Source organism: Chryseobacterium sp. FW101-FHT12H09 (assembly GCF_058790395.1).
In genome coordinates, this window is record NZ_JBYTCP010000003.1 from 556,505 (window position 1) to 576,316 (window position 19,812).

Here is a 19,812-nt window from a genome sequence, read left to right on the forward strand (position 1 = left end):
ATTTTATTTGGAGGTTATTAAGTTAGATCTCTGTTTATGAAAACAAGTGAGAAATTCAAATCATTACATCTTTTTATAAAAAAAGAAGCCATTCATAAGAATGGCTTCTTTATCTATTGGTAGATTACGACATCATCTTTTTTAATTTGATAGCCTTTTTTCTTGTAGGGAACTAAAACATAACTTTCTTTAATATAGTTTCCGCTTTTCCAGATTTTACCTTTTCCTTCTTTTGTAAGGATGATACTTTTCGCATTTCCATTTGGAATGAAAATCTCAGCTCGTTTCATATCTTTACTAAAAATAACAGCTGTCATTGTGGAGTAACTTTTATCTGAGCTTACTTCATTTAATTTGATTTTCTGTTCGAAAACTCTTACACAATCATTCTTGATTTGTGAATAGGTATAACCTGCAGAACCGATACAGCCATGCACATCTCTGTCACCTCCCAAAACGGGCTTTTTTTGTTGTGCAAAAACTAAAGAACCTAGGAACATCGCGCTGAATAAAATTGTTTTTTTCATATTTTAATTATTAATGTTTTTCATTTGCTAAAAAGTGTGCCAAAAATATGGTATTAGTTAATTTAATTGTAAGATACAAAAAAAGCCATTCAAAATGAATGGCTTATAATAATATTATTTACTCCAATTAATTTTTGAATGTTTTACATCCTCTGAATTGGTTCCGATCATCAAATCAAACTCTCCCGGTTCCCAATCATACTTCAGATCTCCATTGTAGAATTTCAGATTTTCAGGTGTAATATCGAAAGTAACTTTCTTAGACTCTCCTTTTTTCAGGAAAACCTTCTGAAATCCTTTCAATTCTTTTACCGGTCTGGTAATGCTTCCTACCATATCCCTGATATACAACTGTACAACTTCTGCTCCATCATAATTTCCAGCGTTTGTTACCGTGACAGAAGCCTGAACAGTCTGGTTTCCTTTTGGATTGGAATTAGAAACACTAAGATCAGAATAATTGAATTTTGTATAACTCAAACCATAACCAAACGGATATAGAGGGGTATTACACTCGTCCATATAATTGGAACGGAATCTTTGATATTCACATTTATCTACAAGATCCTGACTTAACGGGCGACCTGTATTTTTAGCGTTATAATAAATTGGAACCTGACCGAGACTTCTTGGGAAGGTCATTGGTAATTTCCCTGAAGGGTTTACTTTTCCGAACAGAACATCTGAAATTGCATTTCCTGCTTCTGAACCTGAAAACCAAACATTCAAAATAGCGTCGGGAGTATCTTTCACATTCGTTAGTGCCAAAGGACGTCCCGTGAAAAGAACCATTGCTATTGGCTTTCCAGTTTTCTTTAATTCATTTAGTAAGTCAACCTGAGATTGAGGGATCGTAATTTCAGTTCTTGAAGAAGATTCTCCACTCATTTCAGCAGATTCTCCAATGGCTAAAACAATAACATCAGCTTTATTAGCAACATCTACCGCTTCCTTTAAAAGAACTTCTTTTGAACGCGCATCTCTATCGGTTTTCTTTCCATGCGCTGCATAGATATCTTCTAATTTAGCATTATAATCGATATTTGCTCCTTTAGCAGAAATAAATTTCACTTCTTTTCCAAAATTATCCTGAAGGCCTTTCATTAATGCAACTGACTGATCATGTTTTGCAGCAACACTCCATGTTCCTGCCATATTCAATGAGTTATTTACCAATGGTCCTATTACAGCTACAGTTCCTGATTTTTTCAAAGGAAGAACCTGATTGTCGTTTTTCATCAACACCATCGACTGAGCTGCTGCATTTCTGGCAATGGTGCGGTTTTCAAGATTATAAACCTCTTTTGCTGCTAATTTTGCATCACCATAACGATAAGGATCATCAAACAGTCCCAGATCATATTTAGCTTCAAGAATTCTTTTGGCAGCCATATCTATCTCAGCCTGAGTAATCTTTCCTTCTGATAAAGATTTTTTTAAAGTCGTTAAAAAACCTTCACCTACCATATCCATATCCACTCCAGCTTTTAATGCTAAAGCAGAAACTTGCTGCAGATCTCCCATTCCGTGATCTACCATTTCATTGATTCCTGTATAATCGGTTACTACAAAACCTTTGAAGTTCCAGGTTTTTCTTAAAACATCGGTCTGAAGCCATTTATTTCCGGTTGCAGGAACTCCATCAACTTCATTGAAAGAAGCCATTACCGAAGCTACCCCGGCATCAACAGCAGCTTTATAAGGTGGAAAATATTCATTGAACATTCTCACATGGCTCATATCCACCGTGTTATAATCTCTCCCTGATTCTCCTGCTCCGTATAATGCAAAATGTTTTACACAAGCTAAAATAGTATTTCCAACAGAAAGATCCTTGCCCTGATATCCATAGACCATATTTTTTGCGATCTCACTTCCTAAATAAGGATCTTCTCCTGAACCTTCAGAAACTCTTCCCCATCTTGGTTCCCTGGAGATATCCACCATTGGCGAAAAAGTCCAGTTGATCCCATCAGAAGATGCTTCTCTCGCTGCTACTCTTGCAGATTGCTGAACTAAATTCATATCCCATGAAGCAGCCAATCCTAAAGGAATGGGAAAAGTAGTTTCATAACCGTGGATAACATCCATCCCGAAGATCAATGGAATTTTCAAACGGCTTTTTTCTACAGCCACTTTCTGAACTGCCCGAATTTTATCAGCTCCTTTTATATTGAATAGTCCGCCGACTAAACCTTGTTCTACTTTTTTACCTATATCAGAACTTTGCGCCAGCCCCGTGGTAAAGTCTCCTGAGCTTGGTAAATTAAGCTGTCCTATTTTTTCATCTAAAGTCATTTTTGACAAAAGCTGATCGACAAAAGCTTTTTTCTTCGTCTGATATTGAGCCGTTTGATAGGATTGAACAGGCTTTGTTACCATTTCCTGAGCCGAAAACACCGGTGAAAGTGCTAAAATCGCTATTACAATTAACTTTTTACTCATTTTATCTTCATTTTTTATTGTATTCGTGAATTCTAGATTTCATCAATCTATCTTCTTAAATTATCGTTCTAATTTTATTATTTTACAGTTAAAGGCAGAGACGTATTTTTCTAACAATCTTTACGCTTTTAAGATGAGAGTACTCTTTTACTAAAGCTTTTAATTTCTCTTCTTGGATAACATCCATTCATATAACTTAGGATCTGAATAGGTAGAATCCCAGGAGTTATGATTGTCATTAGGGAAAATAATCAATTCAGCAGTTGGATTTACCGGATGTAGTTTTTGATAAAACCTAAAAGCATTTTCCGGTAAAACGATATCATCCATTCCACCATGAAAAATTTTCATATTAAGATCTTTATACTGATTGATATTTGCTGTCATTATTTGGTCTGTTGGCGCACAGACAGGAACTACCGCAGCAAACATTTCAGAATGTTCCATAGCCAGTTTCAGAGTTCCCCAGCCTCCCAATGAAAGACCTGTAAGGTAAATTCTGGAAGCATCAATTTTATATTTCCTTTGAATCTCTTTAATCAGGTTGTAAATAGTTACTGTATCCCACCAACTGTCTGCCGGACATTGAGGCGCTAAAATAGCCACAGGTTCCTTTATCAGATTTTTATACGTAAAGGGACTGTGCGCTTTTACCATTTCCAGATCTGTTCCTCTTTCTCCGGATCCGTGAAGAAAGACGATCAAAGGAATATTGCCTTTTACTTTTTGAGGATAGTCTAAAATATAAGATACCTTTTCAGCTCTTTTAAATTCTTTATTGAGCTCAGCCTTTATTTCCTGGGCACTCAAATTCAGTGAAAAGGGTAAAAGTAAAAAAAGCAGTTGGTGTAGTTTAAATTTCATATAATATTTCCTATTTTGATTAAAGTCAAATGTATTAATTCATTTTTTTAATAAAAATTTCCATGATGAAAATAACATTTATTTAATCCCATATTTTGTAGATTGGAAGCTTAATTTTTTAAGTCCTTGTTGAATTTCCGGAGCATTCATAAATAATTTCCATAAAAATCCAGTTCTGTAGTTTTCTATCATTGGAGCAATTGTTCCCTGATCTATTGCTAAATATCTTGGTGTAAACCAATTGTTATAATTGATCGATGTTGCATCATAAGGCCCTGCTGATCCTACAAATTCAGGTTTTCGCGTATAGATGAATTTCAAGAAATCCATTGATTCTTTCGGTGAATAAGGAAAACTACTCAATGCGGCTGTTGGAGAAATTATTCCATGATCATTCTGAGGAAAATGAGCATTATACCCTGTACTTCCATCTTCATTTCTGGAATAGCTCGCTGTAAGCCCCCAATAATCTGGACCATATCCTTTCCATTGTTTTGGATTTTCAACACAGTATTTATAGTCGATAAGAACCTGGTTTTTATTTAGATCAAAATAGTTTTTAATCAATTTATCAGACAAACCTCTCGGATCTAATCCGATATATGAATAATGTGCCCAGAACAAAGGTCCACCATATTCTTCCGCATAATTGTGCTTTACGTACATTGGAAGCCCATACTTCGTTTTGTCCGAAAGGAAAGTTCCATTTCTTGTCCATCCTTTATAATAGGTTTCAGCATCAATAGAATAAGTGGGTGATGAAGCAGCTAAGATATAAGTGATCATACACTCGTTATAGCCTTCCAGTGGAAAATTCATTTCCCATTGATACTCCGGTGACCAGTGCCAGTACAATACTTTTTCACCACCTTTAGTATACCAGTTCCATTGAATTCCTTTCCATAACTCATCGCATTTCTTAGCCAGTGCTTTTTCTTCGGCATTTCCGTTTTTAAAGTATTCACGAACCATTAAAATTCCTGAAGTTAAAAACGCTGTTTCTACTAAATCTCCACCATTATCCTTTTTACCGAAAGGAACTGTCTTTCCAGTTTCTCCATTGATCCAATGCGCCCAAGCTCCTTTATAACGATCAGCTTTTGCTAAAAAATCCATCATATTGGAGAGTCTTTTTACCGCTTCTTTTCGTGGAACAAAACCCCTTTCCACTCCGACTAATATAGTAGCTAAGCCAAATCCTGATCCACCTGTAGTCACTACATGTTTATCATGATCCGGGTAGATATCGTCTTCATGGTAGCGCTCCCTTCCCAACATAGAATGTGGTTCTGCATACTCCCAAAAATACTTTAAAGCATCTTTCTGAACTTTATCCATCAGCTGCTCATCCGTAATATTACTTTTTACTGCTTCTTTTTTAACAAGTTCTTTATTCTGAACCTGAGCATTACAGGAAAAAAATGATGCAACTGCAAGAATAGAAATAATTCCTAATTTCATAAAATATACATTTTCATAGGATTAATTAAAAAAATAGCCAAAGTCACCTTTGGCTATTTTATATAATAATAGATTAATAACCTGGATTTTGAGTAAAGGCTCCATGGCTTTGATCCATTGCATCTAAAGGGATAGGAAATACTTCATTTTTCCCTGCTTTAAATCCATAAGGTGCTAAAACTGTAGCAGCCTGTCCTGTTCTCACTAAGTCAACAAATCGGTCTCCTTCTAATGCCAGCTCTACTCTTCTTTCATGCCAGATCGCCGTTCTTAATGCAACCTGACCTGATGCAGTAGTTCCTGGTAAAGAAGCTCTTGTTCTTACCTTATTAAGATTTGTAGTTGCAGTAGCGGTATTACCCAACTCATTCGCTGCTTCTGCGTTGATCAATAGTATTTCAGCAAATCTTAATATTCTGATATTCTGAATAGATCCGTACCCACAAGCATTATTGTTTAAAGCTTTAGGAACATATACTTTTTGATTGTAGGTTGTAACTGATAATGGATCTCCCATAGCAATTAAGTCTCCTTCCGGTGTCGTTTCACCATTTCTAAGTATCGTCAGTTCTTTTCTAATATCACCTGCTTCAAAGGCATTTTCAAGTGCATTGGAAGGTGTAAAAAAGCCCCATCCAAATTGATCTCTAACCCCTTGAACTTCTGCATATTGACTTCCGCCGTACTGAGATGAACAACCACAATTTACTTCAAAAACAGATTCTTTACCAAATTCACCTGCAGGCCTGAATAAATGGTTAAAATCCGGGTCCAGGTCATAACCCATAGCAATTACCTGGTTAGAAGTTTCATATGCTTTTTGCCAGTCTTTTTTATAAAGATAGACCTTAGAAAGCAATCCTAATGCAGCTCCTTTAGTTACTCTTCCAAGATCTGAAGCAGGATACGTTTGAGGAAGAACTTCTGCCGCCGCAGTAAGATCAGAAATAATAAAATTATAAACTTCTTCTACCGAATTTCTTGGTTTCTCATATACAGTCTCCACTTTATCATATATTGGTACACCCCCATAAATTCTAACTAAATTAAAATAGAAATATGCTCTTAACATTTTAGCTTCAGCAATCAATCTATTTTTTAAAGTAGTGTCCATTTGTATTGCAGGGACATTCGTGATTACCTGATTTGTTCTGTTCACTGCCTGCCATTGTCCGATCCAATATCCTCTTACACCTTCATCACTCACTGTATAGGTAAAATTATCATATACATTAATGAAAGATGAATCTCCAGGATTAGAACCTTTTAATACATCATCTGCCGGAACTCCGAAAACAAACTGATAAGGAAAAGCAGAATTTTCCCAGCTTCTTAGAAAACTGTAAATAGCACTGGTTGCTTGTAAAGCATCATCTTGAGTCTTAAAAAATGATGACGCATCATTTACACCTTCCTGTTTTATGTCTAGATAATCGTCTTTACAACTTATAACAAGTGAAAATAAAGCGATTGATAAAAATATCTTTTTCATAATGTTTCTTATTAAAATGTTAGGTTCATACCAATGGTATAGATTGCCGAAATTGGATAGATATTATTATCAATACCCATTTGTACCCTATCGGTATTTAAGATTTCCGGTGAAAAACCATGATATTTGAAACTTGTCCAAGGGTTTTGAGCGCTTACATACAATCTTAGCTTAGTAATAGACATCGAATTTGTAAATGTTTTTGGTAAATTATATCCCACCTGAATATTTCTAATTCTGATATAGCTTCCATCTTCTACGTAAAAACTATTGGGTAATATAATAGACTGATCATTGGTGGCCATAGGATAATCATTGGATGTTCCGGCACCATGCCATCTGTTATTATAAAAATCTAGATCCCAACTTTCATTTCCATATCGTTGTTCTCTATTGAAATTGTATATTTTATTTCCAAATACACCTTGGAAATCAATGGCAAAATCAAAATCATAAACATTCATATTAACACCAAATCCATAAGTTCCTTTAGGAATAGGGCTTCCGAGGAAAGTTTTGTCCCTTGCATCAATAACTCCGTTTCCATCGATGTCAGCAAACTTAAATCCACCTGCTTTTGCTCCATTTTGCGTAGCCCATGCATCTGCTTCTGCCTGACTTTGGAAAATACCCTCTACCTGGTAACCATAATAAGAACCAACGGCCTGTCCTTCTTGTAGTCTGATAATAGAATTTCCATATAAACTAGCTCCTGTTTGTAAGTAAGATCCATTGAAAACAGAAGTAATCTCATTCTTTAAGGTGGTAATGTTACCATAGACACCAATTTTTATATTATCATTGATCTTAGTATCATAGTTTACAGAAGCCTCGAAACCTCTGTTATTAAAAGAATAAGCATTCGTAATATAGTTATTCCAGTTAGCAGCTCCTGAAACTGTTCCCTGAACAATACCATAAACAACGTCTTTGGTATCTTTATCAAAATAGGTAGCATCAATTTTCAACTTATTATTAAATAGTGCCATTTCTAATCCTAGATCTCTACCCGTTGTGGTTTCCCAACCAATATTCGGATCTATAATTTGATCTATGGTTTGTGCTGGTGAACCATTATTTCCATAATATGCCCCTCCATTAATAATTGATGTATTAAGTGTGTAAGCTCTTTGCACATCTGGATTTCCTAATTTACCCCAGCTCGCTCTTAGTTTTAAAAGATTAAAAACATTCTGCTCACTCATAAAGCTTTCTTTGGAAATAACCCATCCTGCGCTAACAGCTGGAAATACACGGTATCTGTCGTTGCTGGAATATTTGGAGGTTCCATCTCTACGAATAGAAGCATTCAATAAATATTTACCACCATAATCATAGTTTAACCTTCCAAAAAAGGACTCTATTCTATCTTGATATGGGATTACATTACGGTCACCTTTATCGTAAGTTGTCATTACAATATCAGTTCCATCCGCAATATTCAAAGAATTGTTATTTCCATTATATCTAACATTAAGTGCATCAGCATATGCCTGAGCATAAGAGCTTCTGGTCCTGGAAAAACCTGCGAGTACTTCTACATTATGCTTTCCAAAACTTCTTTTCCAACTTAATGTATTATCCCAGATATAATTTCTCGTTCTAGAATCTCTTGTTATTAGTTTTGGTGGCTTTTGATCCGCTGTAGGAACATAATTAAATGTAGGAGTATATTCGTACTTATTCGAATTAATATTATCAGAACTATAACTAATTCTAAAAGTAAAGTCTTTTAAAAATTTATATTCTCCCCAGATATTATTCAGTAATCTTTCTTCTCTAGTTTGAGATCTGTATAAATCTAATTTTGCTCTTGAATTTGGAATTTTAGCCAGGGTAAAATACTGATAGTCTCCTGTACTAGGATTAATTGGAGCATAGACAGGTGGCGAAGAATAAGCATCTAGCAACGTATTCTGAGCCTGATCAGTACGCATTTTTGAAAAAGTAAAGTTATTTCCAATAGTAATGTTATCCGTAACTTTATAAGTAAGATTAACTTTCGAGTTAAATCTGTTAAAACCACTTCCTGAATTGATTCCCTGTCCAGCATTTAAATTACCTTCATCCTGCAAGTAACCTGTACTCAAGTAGTAATTCAATTTTCCTAAATTTCCGGATGCAGAAATATCGTTAGAATTAATAATACTGGTTCTGAAAATTTCTTTAAACCAATCAGTATCCGCAGGATAATTAGATCTGTTTAAGAATACCGGATCTTTCACATTTTCATTGATCAATTTTTCATTGTACAATTCGATATACTGATCAGCGTTAACCATTTTAGGAATATTGGTTACCGTCTTAATTCCTAAATAAGAATTAAAATTAAAGACAGGTTTCTTACCTCTACCACTTTTAGTTTTAATAATAACCGCACCATTTGATGCTCTTGCTCCGTAGATCGCTAAACTTGATGGATCTTTTAACACACTCATTGATTCAATATCCTGGGGACTCAAAAATGAGATATCATCTGTAATCATTCCATCAACAATAAAAACAGTTTTACCTGTTAAAGAACTAATCCCTCTGATATCTACTCTAGGAGATCCTCCTGGCGCTCCAGAATTCAAAATCTGAACTCCGGATAATTTCCCCTGAATAGAACTTATAGGGTTAGCATTCGGTTTATCGGCAAGATCTTTTGCCGTCACAAGCCCTATACTTCCCGTAATATTTTCTTTCTTCTGGGATCCATATCCAATCATAACCACCTCTTCGATCTTCTGTTCTTTAGTAACAGTATCCTTAGGCGTCACCTGCGCATTGACGTTCATACCGAAGTATAACACAGCAATGAGTGATGAATACTTTAAATCACTTTGTTTCATATAGTTCAATTTTATTTCGTACAATCAAATTTCGAGACCGGTTTTTAAACCTTCAACCTGTCTTTAATTAAATAAATATTGTATTTCTCAAAAAAAGACATTAACCAAAATTAGAAAAATATATGAAACATTGTTAACATATCATAAAAATTCTATAATTAGTGTGATACACCATACAGCATATGTGAAAACTTCATTTTTTAACGAATTATTTTTAAAAATCAAATTGGTTTTCAATTAAATTTACAATGATAAATACAGGGTTTTATCAAAATAACTCCCCAAATCGCTATCATAAATTTAATATTTTGTTAAACAGATTTTCCTGTTTACCTTTGGCTCAATATTTGAAAATTACAACCATTAATAAAAATCAATGAAAAAATACATTTTAGCAATAGCTTTAATAGCAGGAACTGCAACTGTCATTACGACCTCTTTACAGTCTTGCAATAGTCTTGCAACAACTGACTTGGGCTTATCTATCATCAAAAGGTTATTATTGAACGGAATCGATAAAGGAATGAACGTTTATGGTAATAAAGATGCTTTCCTACAAAATAATATGGTTGATAAAGCGTTACCTAAAGAATTGAGAGATATCAATACTATGCTGGAGAAAGTAGCTCCTTCATTGGTTGCAAAAGAAAGAGAATATGTTGCTGAGGCAGCTTCTTATACGGTGAATATTTCAAAACCCATCCTGCAAAATGCAGTCAATAGTTTGAATGCCCAAGATGTAACCAGAATTATTCAAGGTGAAAAGGGTACGGCAACTTTGATTTTAAAAGAAAAGACTTCTCAACAACTGGTAGCAGCTATTGCTCCAAAAGTGGATGAAAAATTAAATCAATATGGTATCGTTAAGACCATTAATACCGCTTTGGCAGGAAGTAATTTTTTAGGGAATCTCTTAGGTGGAAATAACAACACTGTAAATGCGGGCGGACTGAGTAAATTAGCCTCTGAACAACTGGTTAACGGTTTATTTAATATCATTGAAGATTACGAAGTACAGAACTCCAAAGCTCTATTGGGACCTCTTGGAAAATAGAAAAAATTTCGTTAAATTTATATATAATTAAAATTGATAGATGGACATACTTCAAGGAAATCAACACGCAAATCCTGAAGAATTTTATAATTCTTTAAAGGAAAAATTAGAGGGTCATCATGACTTTCCAGAAGATTATTTATTTAAATTTATAATTCCTACAGATCAGGCAAAGCTTACAGAAATATATAGAGTTTTTGATGGCATCAAATTTACACTTGGTAATAGAGAAAGTAAAAATGGAAAATATACAGCTTGCAATATCAATGCTTTTGTATTGGATGCTGATCAGGTCGTAAAAATTTATAAAGAAGTTGGAAGGATAGAAGGAGTAATTCTATTGTAAAAATAAAAAGTCAGCATAAAGCTGACTTTTATTGTATATTGTATTTTGATTATTTTTCTATAAAGAATTTCACATTTTCAATCGGTCTTCCTAGCATGGCTACTGAACCTTTTATTAAAATAGGCCTTTGTATTAAAGAAGGATTTTGAGATAAAATTTCTAACCATTCGTCTTCCGAATAATTTTTACTCGCAAATTTTTCCTGATACAATTTTTCGGTCTTTCTGATCAAATGGAACACACTTTGATTCAATTTCTTCAAAACCGTTTTTAATTCTAAAATACTTAGCGGGTCTTCCACCATATTGATGATCTCAAACGGCACTCCATTCTCATCCAAATACTCTAAAACAGCATTTGACTTTGAACAACTTCCATTATGTAAAACCTTAACTAACATATTTAATTATATTAAAAAATTAAACTTGTACTATAACAAATTTAGTAAGAAATCAAGTTACAAAAATCTTAACGGATAATAAATAATTGTTAATTAAAACAATCCATTCAGTTCCGCTTCAATTTTTTCCAGAATAAAACCAAAGTCTTCAGGTTTTTCCACGAAATCTAAATCATCAACTTCAATAACCAACAGTTTCCCTTCCGTATAATTGGAAATCCATTTTTCATACTTCTGATTTAATTTTGAAAGATATTCAATACTGATCGAAGCTTCATATTCCCGTCCTCTTTTGTAGATCTTTTTAACCAGATTGGGTACATCAGACTTCAGATAGATTAATAGATCCGGAGCTGAAACAAAAGATTTCATGAGATTAAAAACAGCCTGATAATTGGTAAAATCCCTATCAGAAAGCAAATTCATATCATTTAAGTTTTCTGCAAAAATATGTGCATCTTCATAAATGGTACGATCCTGAATAATATTCTTTCCACTTTCTCTTATCTCCTTTACCTGGCGGAATCTGCTTCCTAAAAAGTAGATCTGTAAAGCAAAACTCCATTTGCTCATATCCGCATAAAAATCTTCCAAATATGGATTATGGTCTACATCTTCAAATTGTGCATCCCATCCGTAATGCTTAGAAAGCATGGTCGTTAATGTAGTTTTACCTGCTCCAATGTTTCCTGTAACTGCAATGTGCATATTCTATTTTCCCTTATGTTTTATTGATACCATGAAAAAACAACTAAATACCAACTGTCTGAATTTCCTTAGAATCTTCAATAAGCTTCTTCAAAGTATCGTCTGCAGCTTTTTCTACAGTTTGATCTTTAATAAACTTATCCTGAACTTTTTCTAATGATTTATCCTCAGATTCAGCAGGTTTCTCCGGCAATTTCTGGATGGCTTCTTCAGTCTTTTTGGATTCAGGTTCAGGATCGGCCTGCTGTTTAGCTTCTTTAATTTTTTCGAGGTTGTAAAGATAAAGGTTGTTCGCTTTGATTGCAAAATAAGAAAGCGTGTTTTTATCCACAATCTGCGCATCAGGATCTTCAAAAATCTTCACCAAACCTTTTTCAGGAACATACTTAAGAATTGTTGTCTTGGTCATCATTAAAATATATTCATTTTCTCTTCTAAAGCGTTTTCCATTTTCTAGAGGAATTTCAACCAGCTTTTCAAATTTCAAACTGTAAACCCGGAAGTGCTTTCTTGTAAGAATATAAACCTTATTTTCATAGACCAAAAGATCTACCAGATCATCAAAACTGGCATCAAAAGGATAAGAATTGATTGTTGTATCGTTTCTGAAATTATATTGAATAAGACGTTTTGAACTTTCATCCAACAACCATATCTGCTGAAGATCTTCTGCGTAAGCTATTTTTATGAAAGTAAATTTTTGTTTAAAATCTACTTTTTGGATTTCATTAAGGTTCTGATCTACAAATTTCAGTTCCTGTGCATTTTCCGAAAACAAAGGTACAGTTAATGGATTTTGAACCCCTTGAATTTTAAAGGGTACAGTAAGCATCATTTTCCCGATCTGTTTTCCTAAAGAATCATATTTTGTTAAACTAAAGTCTTTATTTTTATAGATATAGAGGTTTCCATAATCGTCAGCAAAGAGGTCTTTTGCTTCCTTTAATTTTAAAGTATCTAATGCCACGGCTTTCTGCGCAGAAAATGAGCAGAAAATGAAAGCAAATATGAATGGTAATAATTTCAAAGTTCTTTTACTAATTATAGTGCTTCAGAGAAGCTCTACCAATTTACATACTTTATTCTATTTAAGTTAAAATTGCCTGTCATTTAATTTATCTAATAGCAATTTCATAAATCTTATTCCAGTTTTTTCCAGTCACTAACATATTTTCTCCTTTAAAGGCAATTCCATTCAAAACGTGCTCACTGTTATTTTGAGTATTTTCTGTGGTAATTTTTGTGAAATCAAATTTTCCTACTACTTCGCCATTTAAAGGATTAATTTTTAAAATGATAGGCTTATGCCAAATGTTTGAATAAATGAATCCATTATGGTATTCTAATTCATTAAGCTGCTCATAAACCTCAGCATTACCCGCTACAGGAATCGTTTTCAAAACCTTTGAAGGATCATTTACATCTAAAAAATAGAGGTTTTTTGAGCCGTCGGTTGCAATAAGATCTTTTCCGTCGTATGTTAATCCCCAACCCTCACCAATTACACTTGGCAGTGGAAATTCAGAAAGAAGTTTCAGGGTGTTTTTATCATACACGAAACCTTTTCTGTTTTGATAGGTTAGCTGAAATATTTTATCTTCTGCAATGGCGCAACCTTCAGAAAAAATATCATTGGGTTGTTTGGTTAAAGTAATAGGTGTCATTTCACCTAATGTATATTTTAGAATTTTCGAGGTATTTTTAAGTCCCGCACTCTCATAAACGGTACTCCCTTCCAGAGTAAACCCTTCAATAAAATTATTCGGATCGTGTGGGTATTCTGCTTTGATTTCATAGGAAATTTGCTTCTCAGGATTCTTTGCAAACACATTGATCGTAGCATCCTGATTTAATGTTTCTCCTTCCTTTGTTTTAATGATGAAACTCACCTTATTATCTCCTAAAGTGAAAAACTTAGGATCAATTGTTAAATTTGAAGTTTCATGATCTCCAAAACTTATCGCAATACTTTCTGCATTATCTGAAACATCTTTAGGGATCTCCAGCTTATCACCAAAATGATAGCCCCTTTGCTCCATCGAATTATTATAATCGCTTAAAGTATCCAGGATCTTTTTGTTTTTATTACAAGATGTTAACAATAAGATTGACGCAAAAGTTACAGCTAGCTTTAATTTCACTGAATTTCTAATATTTTCTCAAAAATAGGAAAATTTATCACTTGGTCAACTAATTTCATTGACCCATCCTATAATTTTAAGAATATACATTAGCTTATTTCACTCTTTTATATAGCTATCTATCTCATCAAAATAGCGCCCCAAAAGAGCGCTATTTCAATTTTATGTAAACAAAATTACTTTTGATTATTTAATTACAACTTCATAAATCTTCGACCAGTTCTTTCCTGTCACCAACATATTTTCACCTTTAAAAGCGATGCCATTCAGTACATCGTCACTTCCTTTGGTATTCTGCTTGGCGATATCTGTAAAATCAAATGTACCAACAACTTCTCCATTGGCAGGATTAATTTTTAAAACAATTGGCTTTTGCCAAACATTCGCATAAATAAATCCATTATAATATTCCAATTCATTCAACTGATCATAAGCCTGAGCACTCCCTGCCACAGCAATATATCTTACTAATTTTGAAGGATCTTTAGGATCAAGGAAATACAATAATTTACTTCCATCAGAGGCGATAAGGTTTTTTCCATCATACGTCAGTCCCCATCCTTCTCCTAATACATTAGGATATGCAAATTCCGACAGAAGCTTTAAAGAGCTTTTATCATAGATATATCCTTTTTTGCTCTGCCAGGTCAATTGATATACTTTATCACCAACAATAGTACTTCCTTCAGAAAAATCTTCCTGTGCCTGTTTTGTTGATGCAAGAGGAGTTGTGGTTCCCAATGTATATTTTAGAATTTGTGAAGACCCGTTCTGCCCATCGCTCTCATAAATTGTGTTGCCTTCTACCTGAAACCCCTGAACGAAATTAGCAGGATTATGTGGATATTCTGCAACAATCTGATAAGAGATCTTTTTCTCAGGATTCTTAGCAAAAACATTGATCGTTGCATCCTGATTCAAAGTTTCACCTCCTTTAGTTTTGATATTGAAGGTTACCGCATTATCTCCTAATGTGAAAAATTTAGGATCAATCACTAAATTCGAAGTTTCTTTATCTCCAAAACTAATGGTAATACTTTCAGCATTATCTGCAACATCTTTAGGAATCTCAAGTTTATCACCAAAATGATATCCTTTGCTTTCCATTGAATTGTTATAATCAGTTAAACTATTCAATATCTTCTTATCATTGTTACAAGACACCAACATTAAAATCGCTGCAAAACCAGCTATTATATTTTTTTTCATTGAATTTCCAAATATTTCACCAAAAATAGCAAATTTTATTCCGTTGTACTAATTTCATCAACAGCTTGACCGAATTGTAATATATATCCATTGTTGTCATAAATGGCAAATTCACGCATATCCCAATCGAAGGTTTCAATTTCGTAACAAACTTCCGTTTTATCTTTTAATTCTTCCCAAAGATCATCTACATGGTCTACATTAAAGTAAAATGAACCTGTAAAACCTATTCCATTAAACTTCTCATGGTCATTAGGTTTTGAAAGCATAAGCTCTACATCATCTTTACGAATCGTTGCCCATTCCCATTCATCATTTCTTCCTACCAACGTAAAACTTAAAGTGTGAATGTAAAAACCGATGGTTTCATCCAGGTTTTGTGTCCAGAGTATAGGACGTAAAGAATTATATTTTATCATAACTTTTAATTTATAAGTAAAACGCAAAGACACTCATTTGCGTCTTTGCGTTTTTTATTATTTATCTTCTAGATACAATTTCAGACTTTGTCCGATAATGGCATTCCATCCTTCTGTAAAACTTTCCCGAGAAAACCCTTCACCCAATTCTTTGAAATGATCGATATCATCGTGAGTGAGCTTAACTATTGTGTCTTTTCCGTCAGGCTGAAGTTCCCATGTAACAATGGTCTCTGCATCGGAAAATTCAGGATAAGACCAGGTATGCTTTAATTTTTCATTGGCCGTAAAATCTAAAACATTACCTTGATGATGGTACTTTTTAGCTTCTCCCGGTTCATAGAAATTAAATTGCTTTCCGGTTTCCAATTCAAAATCTGATATATCAAAATACCACGATTTCATTTTCTCTTTATCAGTTAGTGCTTCCCAAACCTCATCAACGGGTGCTTCTACTTTGTATTGAACAATAATTGGAGTACTCATTTCTACTTTTTTTATTTTATTTAAAATTTATCCGTGGGTAAATCCTGTAATTTTAGCTTCATCAAAATCAAGCTGCATTTCGATCGTCCGCATCACGTGATCATCAAATATCTTCTCCCGTTTCATACGATGAAGCTCATTTCTCTGTGCCTGGATCACCTGTCTCAAAACATCTTTATTCTCGTTCATTGCTGAAACATAGTCTCCGGTAGAAGCCATACACTGGGCTTTATCTGCCATCATCATCATTTCATTTTCCAATTTATGTTTTTGATGACGTACCAGGCTATTTTTTTCTGCTAATTCTGAGAAATCAGTATCTAATTTATGCAAAGCTGTTTCTTTTAGCTTTCTCATTAAAATGACTTCCTGTTTTTCTTCAGGTATTTCACTTCCGGCATCACTTATTTTTAATAATTTTAAAATAGGAGACAACAATAATCCCTGCCCCACCAAAGTAATTAAAATAATAACAAAAGTTACGAATAAAATAATATTACGATGTGGAAAGGCATCTCCATTGGGTAAAAATGCAGGTATAGATAATGCCGCAGCCAACGATACCACTCCTCTCATTGCCGCAAAACTAATGATAAAAGGCTCCCGCCAGTCTGGCTTTGGAACTTTTAATCTGAGTTCTTTTGAACAAAGTCTCGGGAAATACATTAAGGCATAACTATATGCAATTCTTGTCAGAATAATGGCACCACCAATTACTATACTATAAAAAATACCCTCCGAAATAGTATACTCTTTCATGGCAGCAATAACAATAGGCAGTTCAAGGCCTATTAAAATAAAAATGATCGTATTCATCAAAAAGATCAAAACACTCCACACATTTCCCGACTGAATTCTTGAGGTATGGCTTAAATAACAATGTGAATTATATGACATCAGTAATCCACCTGCAACTACTGATAACACTCCCGAAAAATGAAAATGTTCTGCTCCCACATACATAATGTAAGGAACAATAAGCGTAATAATGGTATCAATATTAGAATTGGAAGGTATAATACGAAGTAAGGCTCCAAACAGAAAACCTACTGCAATTCCAATAGCAATCCCACCAATAGCCATAATAAAGAAATCCTGAACAGCATCTCTGAAAATAAATTGTCCTGAGATCACAGCCGCTAGAGCAAATTTAAAGACAATTAAACTCGATGCATCATTAATGAGACTTTCTCCTTCCAGAATACTCGTGATCTTCTTAGGGATCTTCATATTCCGTAATACAGACGTTGCAGCAACTGCATCAGGTGGAGAATTCACACCCCCTAATAAAAATCCCATTGCTACAGTAAGTCCAGGAATAATAGATGATGAAAGATATGCCACCACTATTGAGGTGAGAAATACCAGTCCAAAAGCCATCGAGAAGATCTGCTTCCGCCATTTATGAAAATCCTGCCAGGAGGTAAACCAGGCTGCTTCAAATAAAATAGGTGGCAGAAAAATAAGGAAAACCAAATCCGGTTCTATTTCAATGTGAGGCATTCCTGGAATAAAGCTTATCAGTAACCCTGCTATTACAAGGAAAATTGGATAGGCTACTTTCAGTTTTTGCCCGATCATTACTAATATCATCACAGACAACAAAACTGCGATTGATATTATGACGTAATTGTGAATCATTTATTTATGATTTATTAATGTTAATATTATATTGGAATCTAAATAAATTTTTTGCATCATATGTGTATTCTAAAGGACAATATTGTTCTTAGGCGTAATTGCTGACGGAAGATCAGACTCATCCAGCATATCTCTCATATCAATCTCTATTGTCCGACTGATCTGTGTAATGGGAACATCATTCGGGCTTCCTTCAAAAGGGTTTACAGAAGCTTCTCCTACACTATCTAGGGTATGAAAACACCAGGTCACCAATAATGAGAATGGAATATTAAACCATATGGTAAAACCTTCCAATAAAGTCCCCTCACCCAGTTTATCGAATTCTTTCAACAATCCAAAAGGAACAAAAACAATGAACAATAATAAAAGATAGGTAGTGATAGAAGAAAAATTCCGTGGATAAGGGAAATTTTTAATTCTTTCCGCTTTTCCCTGATCATCTGTAAACTTTATCAATTGCTGATTGATCTGCGTCCATTGGAAATCATTAATTTTTCCATTGGCATAGGCTTCCGTTAACTCTCTGCTTTGCATCGCTGTTAATTGTGTCGCTCTGTTTTTTTTGCTCAGGATATACTGAAGTTCATCATCAGAAAGATAATTTCTCAATTCATCATCAAGTTTGGAAAGTCTTTCAGGAATATCATACTTTTTTGAATACTCATCAAATTGTACCGTATTCATATTCTCCCATGCTCTGGGTTCTCTAAGCTGAAAGCGAAGTGCCGTTAACCATGCATAATGACGTAAGAACATTTCTTTTACTTTAGCGGGATCTTTTTCTGAAAGAGAATCTCTTAAAATATATCCAAAACTTCGGCTATTGTTAATGATTGAACCATAGATCTGTCTTGCTTCCCAAAGCCTGCTATAACTGGCATTATTTTTAAAACCTACTATAAACGCCACTGCAGTTCCCATAATTGCAATGGGCTGCCATGGGAATGAAACAAATTTCCAACCGCAATAATATAACGTTGTAGGAATAGCTGCTAAAATGGCCAGAACATAAATACTCCTTCTTGTCCATATTGCAAATTCGAGTGCTCCAAATCTTTTTCCTGAATGCATAAGTGTTTTTTATTGTTTTATTTTTTGTTAAATGGAATATTGTTATAAAATCCAATCTGAATCTGGCCTCTGTTTTTATTTTCCTGGAGCTGATTCATATAACCGGCTTCAATTCTCAAATTTTTATTAATCACATATCCTAAAGCTCCATATACCCTATTCCGATCAAATACCGGACTGTTGAAGTGTAGGAAAACTTCATTATAAACGGAAGCATAAAAGGTCTTTGGCAGCATTTCTTTGTTATTGATCGGAATATTAAGGCCCAGAAAATACCGGAATCTCATTCTGAAATCATCTTCCAGAAAACGTTCTTCCAAACGATAACGATGTTGAAGATAGATCCTTCCAAACTGCTGTTTCGTGATAAACTGTTGGAAAATCCGGTGTTCAATATTTTCTTTCTTCTCTCCATTTACATAAGGCTGACTTAAAATAAAGCCATATCCCAGTAAAACATTATTATTGTTTTCTGAAAGATCATAGCCAATCCCTGTACGGACTAACAGCTGTTCCAGATCTCCAACTGCATCGAAATTACGATACTGAATTTCATTATGCCAATTCCATTTCTTATTAATTTTATTGTTTCCAAAATACATATACCAAGCTCCCAGGTTATTTTTCTGAGCAAACGAAAATGTGGTTGCTAAAATAAAAATAACCAAAGCCAATGACCTTACAATCTCCATACTGATCTTCTGCGTTTAT

The 19,812-nt window shown here is 34.2% G+C and carries 18 protein-coding genes; 2 read left to right on the forward strand and 16 right to left on the reverse strand.

Annotated features, from left to right (window positions below; all coding sequences use genetic code 11):
- Positions 1–113: 113 nt before the first annotated feature.
- The 6 genes from AC3WRL_RS13300 to AC3WRL_RS13325 form a co-directional block, all read right to left on the reverse strand.
- The gene (locus AC3WRL_RS13300; protein WP_492330481.1) at positions 114–527 is read right to left on the reverse strand and encodes a hypothetical protein; all 414 of its coding nucleotides are present in this window, start codon (positions 525–527) and stop codon (positions 114–116) included.
- A gap of 114 nt (positions 528–641) precedes the next feature.
- Positions 642–2,972, reverse strand: a complete 2,331-nt coding sequence (bglX, locus tag AC3WRL_RS13305) for a beta-glucosidase BglX (protein WP_214831537.1) — start codon at positions 2,970–2,972, stop codon at positions 642–644.
- Between the two features lie 159 nt (positions 2,973–3,131).
- Positions 3,132–3,836 (reverse strand): carboxylesterase family protein, encoded by a 705-nt coding sequence (locus AC3WRL_RS13310; RefSeq protein WP_492330482.1) that lies wholly within the window; start codon positions 3,834–3,836, stop codon positions 3,132–3,134.
- A 78-nt stretch (positions 3,837–3,914) separates the two neighbouring features.
- Positions 3,915–5,297, reverse strand: coding sequence for a glucoamylase family protein (locus tag AC3WRL_RS13315; RefSeq protein WP_214831539.1), 1,383 nt, complete (start codon positions 5,295–5,297; stop codon positions 3,915–3,917).
- A 73-nt stretch (positions 5,298–5,370) separates the two neighbouring features.
- On the reverse strand, positions 5,371–6,789 hold the full coding sequence (locus AC3WRL_RS13320; protein ID WP_261512619.1) for a RagB/SusD family nutrient uptake outer membrane protein: 1,419 nt from the start codon (positions 6,787–6,789) through the stop codon (positions 5,371–5,373).
- A gap of 11 nt (positions 6,790–6,800) precedes the next feature.
- Entirely contained in the window at positions 6,801–9,623 is a 2,823-nt protein-coding gene (locus AC3WRL_RS13325; RefSeq protein WP_214831541.1) for a SusC/RagA family TonB-linked outer membrane protein, read from the reverse strand.
- 376 nt (positions 9,624–9,999) lie between these two features.
- Here AC3WRL_RS13325 and AC3WRL_RS13330 point away from each other — a divergent pair, with 376 nt between their 5' ends.
- Both AC3WRL_RS13330 and AC3WRL_RS13335 read left to right on the forward strand, forming a co-directional pair.
- Positions 10,000–10,677, forward strand: a complete 678-nt coding sequence (locus AC3WRL_RS13330) for a DUF4197 family protein (RefSeq protein WP_214831542.1) — start codon at positions 10,000–10,002, stop codon at positions 10,675–10,677.
- 40 nt (positions 10,678–10,717) lie between these two features.
- Positions 10,718–11,023, forward strand: coding sequence for a DUF493 family protein (locus tag AC3WRL_RS13335; protein WP_214831543.1), 306 nt, complete (start codon positions 10,718–10,720; stop codon positions 11,021–11,023).
- Positions 11,024–11,072: 49 nt separating this feature from the next.
- On the opposite strand, the gene AC3WRL_RS13340 is transcribed toward AC3WRL_RS13335, so the two are convergent.
- The 10 genes from AC3WRL_RS13340 to AC3WRL_RS13385 all read right to left on the reverse strand — a co-directional run bounded on the left by AC3WRL_RS13340 (position 11,073) and on the right by AC3WRL_RS13385 (position 19,793).
- Positions 11,073–11,423 carry an ArsC/Spx/MgsR family protein gene (locus AC3WRL_RS13340; protein WP_214831544.1) on the reverse strand — a complete coding sequence of 117 codons (351 nt, stop codon included), beginning with the start codon at positions 11,421–11,423 and terminating at the stop codon, positions 11,073–11,075.
- A 93-nt stretch (positions 11,424–11,516) separates the two neighbouring features.
- Positions 11,517–12,131: a deoxynucleoside kinase gene (locus tag AC3WRL_RS13345; RefSeq protein WP_214831545.1), complete on the reverse strand. Its 615-nt coding sequence runs from the start codon at positions 12,129–12,131 to the stop codon at positions 11,517–11,519.
- 43 nt (positions 12,132–12,174) lie between these two features.
- The gene (locus AC3WRL_RS13350; RefSeq protein ID WP_214831546.1) at positions 12,175–13,158 is read right to left on the reverse strand and encodes a hypothetical protein; all 984 of its coding nucleotides are present in this window, start codon (positions 13,156–13,158) and stop codon (positions 12,175–12,177) included.
- An 88-nt stretch (positions 13,159–13,246) separates the two neighbouring features.
- Entirely contained in the window at positions 13,247–14,272 is a 1,026-nt protein-coding gene (locus AC3WRL_RS13355; RefSeq protein WP_492330483.1) for a glutaminyl-peptide cyclotransferase, read from the reverse strand.
- 186 nt (positions 14,273–14,458) lie between these two features.
- Positions 14,459–15,481, reverse strand: coding sequence for a glutaminyl-peptide cyclotransferase (locus tag AC3WRL_RS13360; protein WP_492330484.1), 1,023 nt, complete (start codon positions 15,479–15,481; stop codon positions 14,459–14,461).
- A gap of 35 nt (positions 15,482–15,516) precedes the next feature.
- Positions 15,517–15,900 (reverse strand): VOC family protein, encoded by a 384-nt coding sequence (locus AC3WRL_RS13365; protein ID WP_214831548.1) that lies wholly within the window; start codon positions 15,898–15,900, stop codon positions 15,517–15,519.
- 57 nt (positions 15,901–15,957) lie between these two features.
- A complete protein-coding gene (locus tag AC3WRL_RS13370) occupies positions 15,958–16,386 on the reverse strand; it encodes an SRPBCC family protein (RefSeq protein ID WP_214831549.1) in 429 nt (142 codons plus the stop codon).
- Between the two features lie 27 nt (positions 16,387–16,413).
- The gene (locus AC3WRL_RS13375; protein WP_214831550.1) at positions 16,414–18,027 is read right to left on the reverse strand and encodes a Na+/H+ antiporter; all 1,614 of its coding nucleotides are present in this window, start codon (positions 18,025–18,027) and stop codon (positions 16,414–16,416) included.
- Positions 18,028–18,096: 69 nt separating this feature from the next.
- The gene (locus tag AC3WRL_RS13380; RefSeq protein ID WP_214831551.1) at positions 18,097–19,101 is read right to left on the reverse strand and encodes a bestrophin family protein; all 1,005 of its coding nucleotides are present in this window, start codon (positions 19,099–19,101) and stop codon (positions 18,097–18,099) included.
- Positions 19,102–19,118: 17 nt separating this feature from the next.
- Positions 19,119–19,793: a DUF2490 domain-containing protein gene (locus AC3WRL_RS13385; RefSeq protein ID WP_214831552.1), complete on the reverse strand. Its 675-nt coding sequence runs from the start codon at positions 19,791–19,793 to the stop codon at positions 19,119–19,121.
- Between the last annotated feature and the right edge of the window lie 19 nt (positions 19,794–19,812).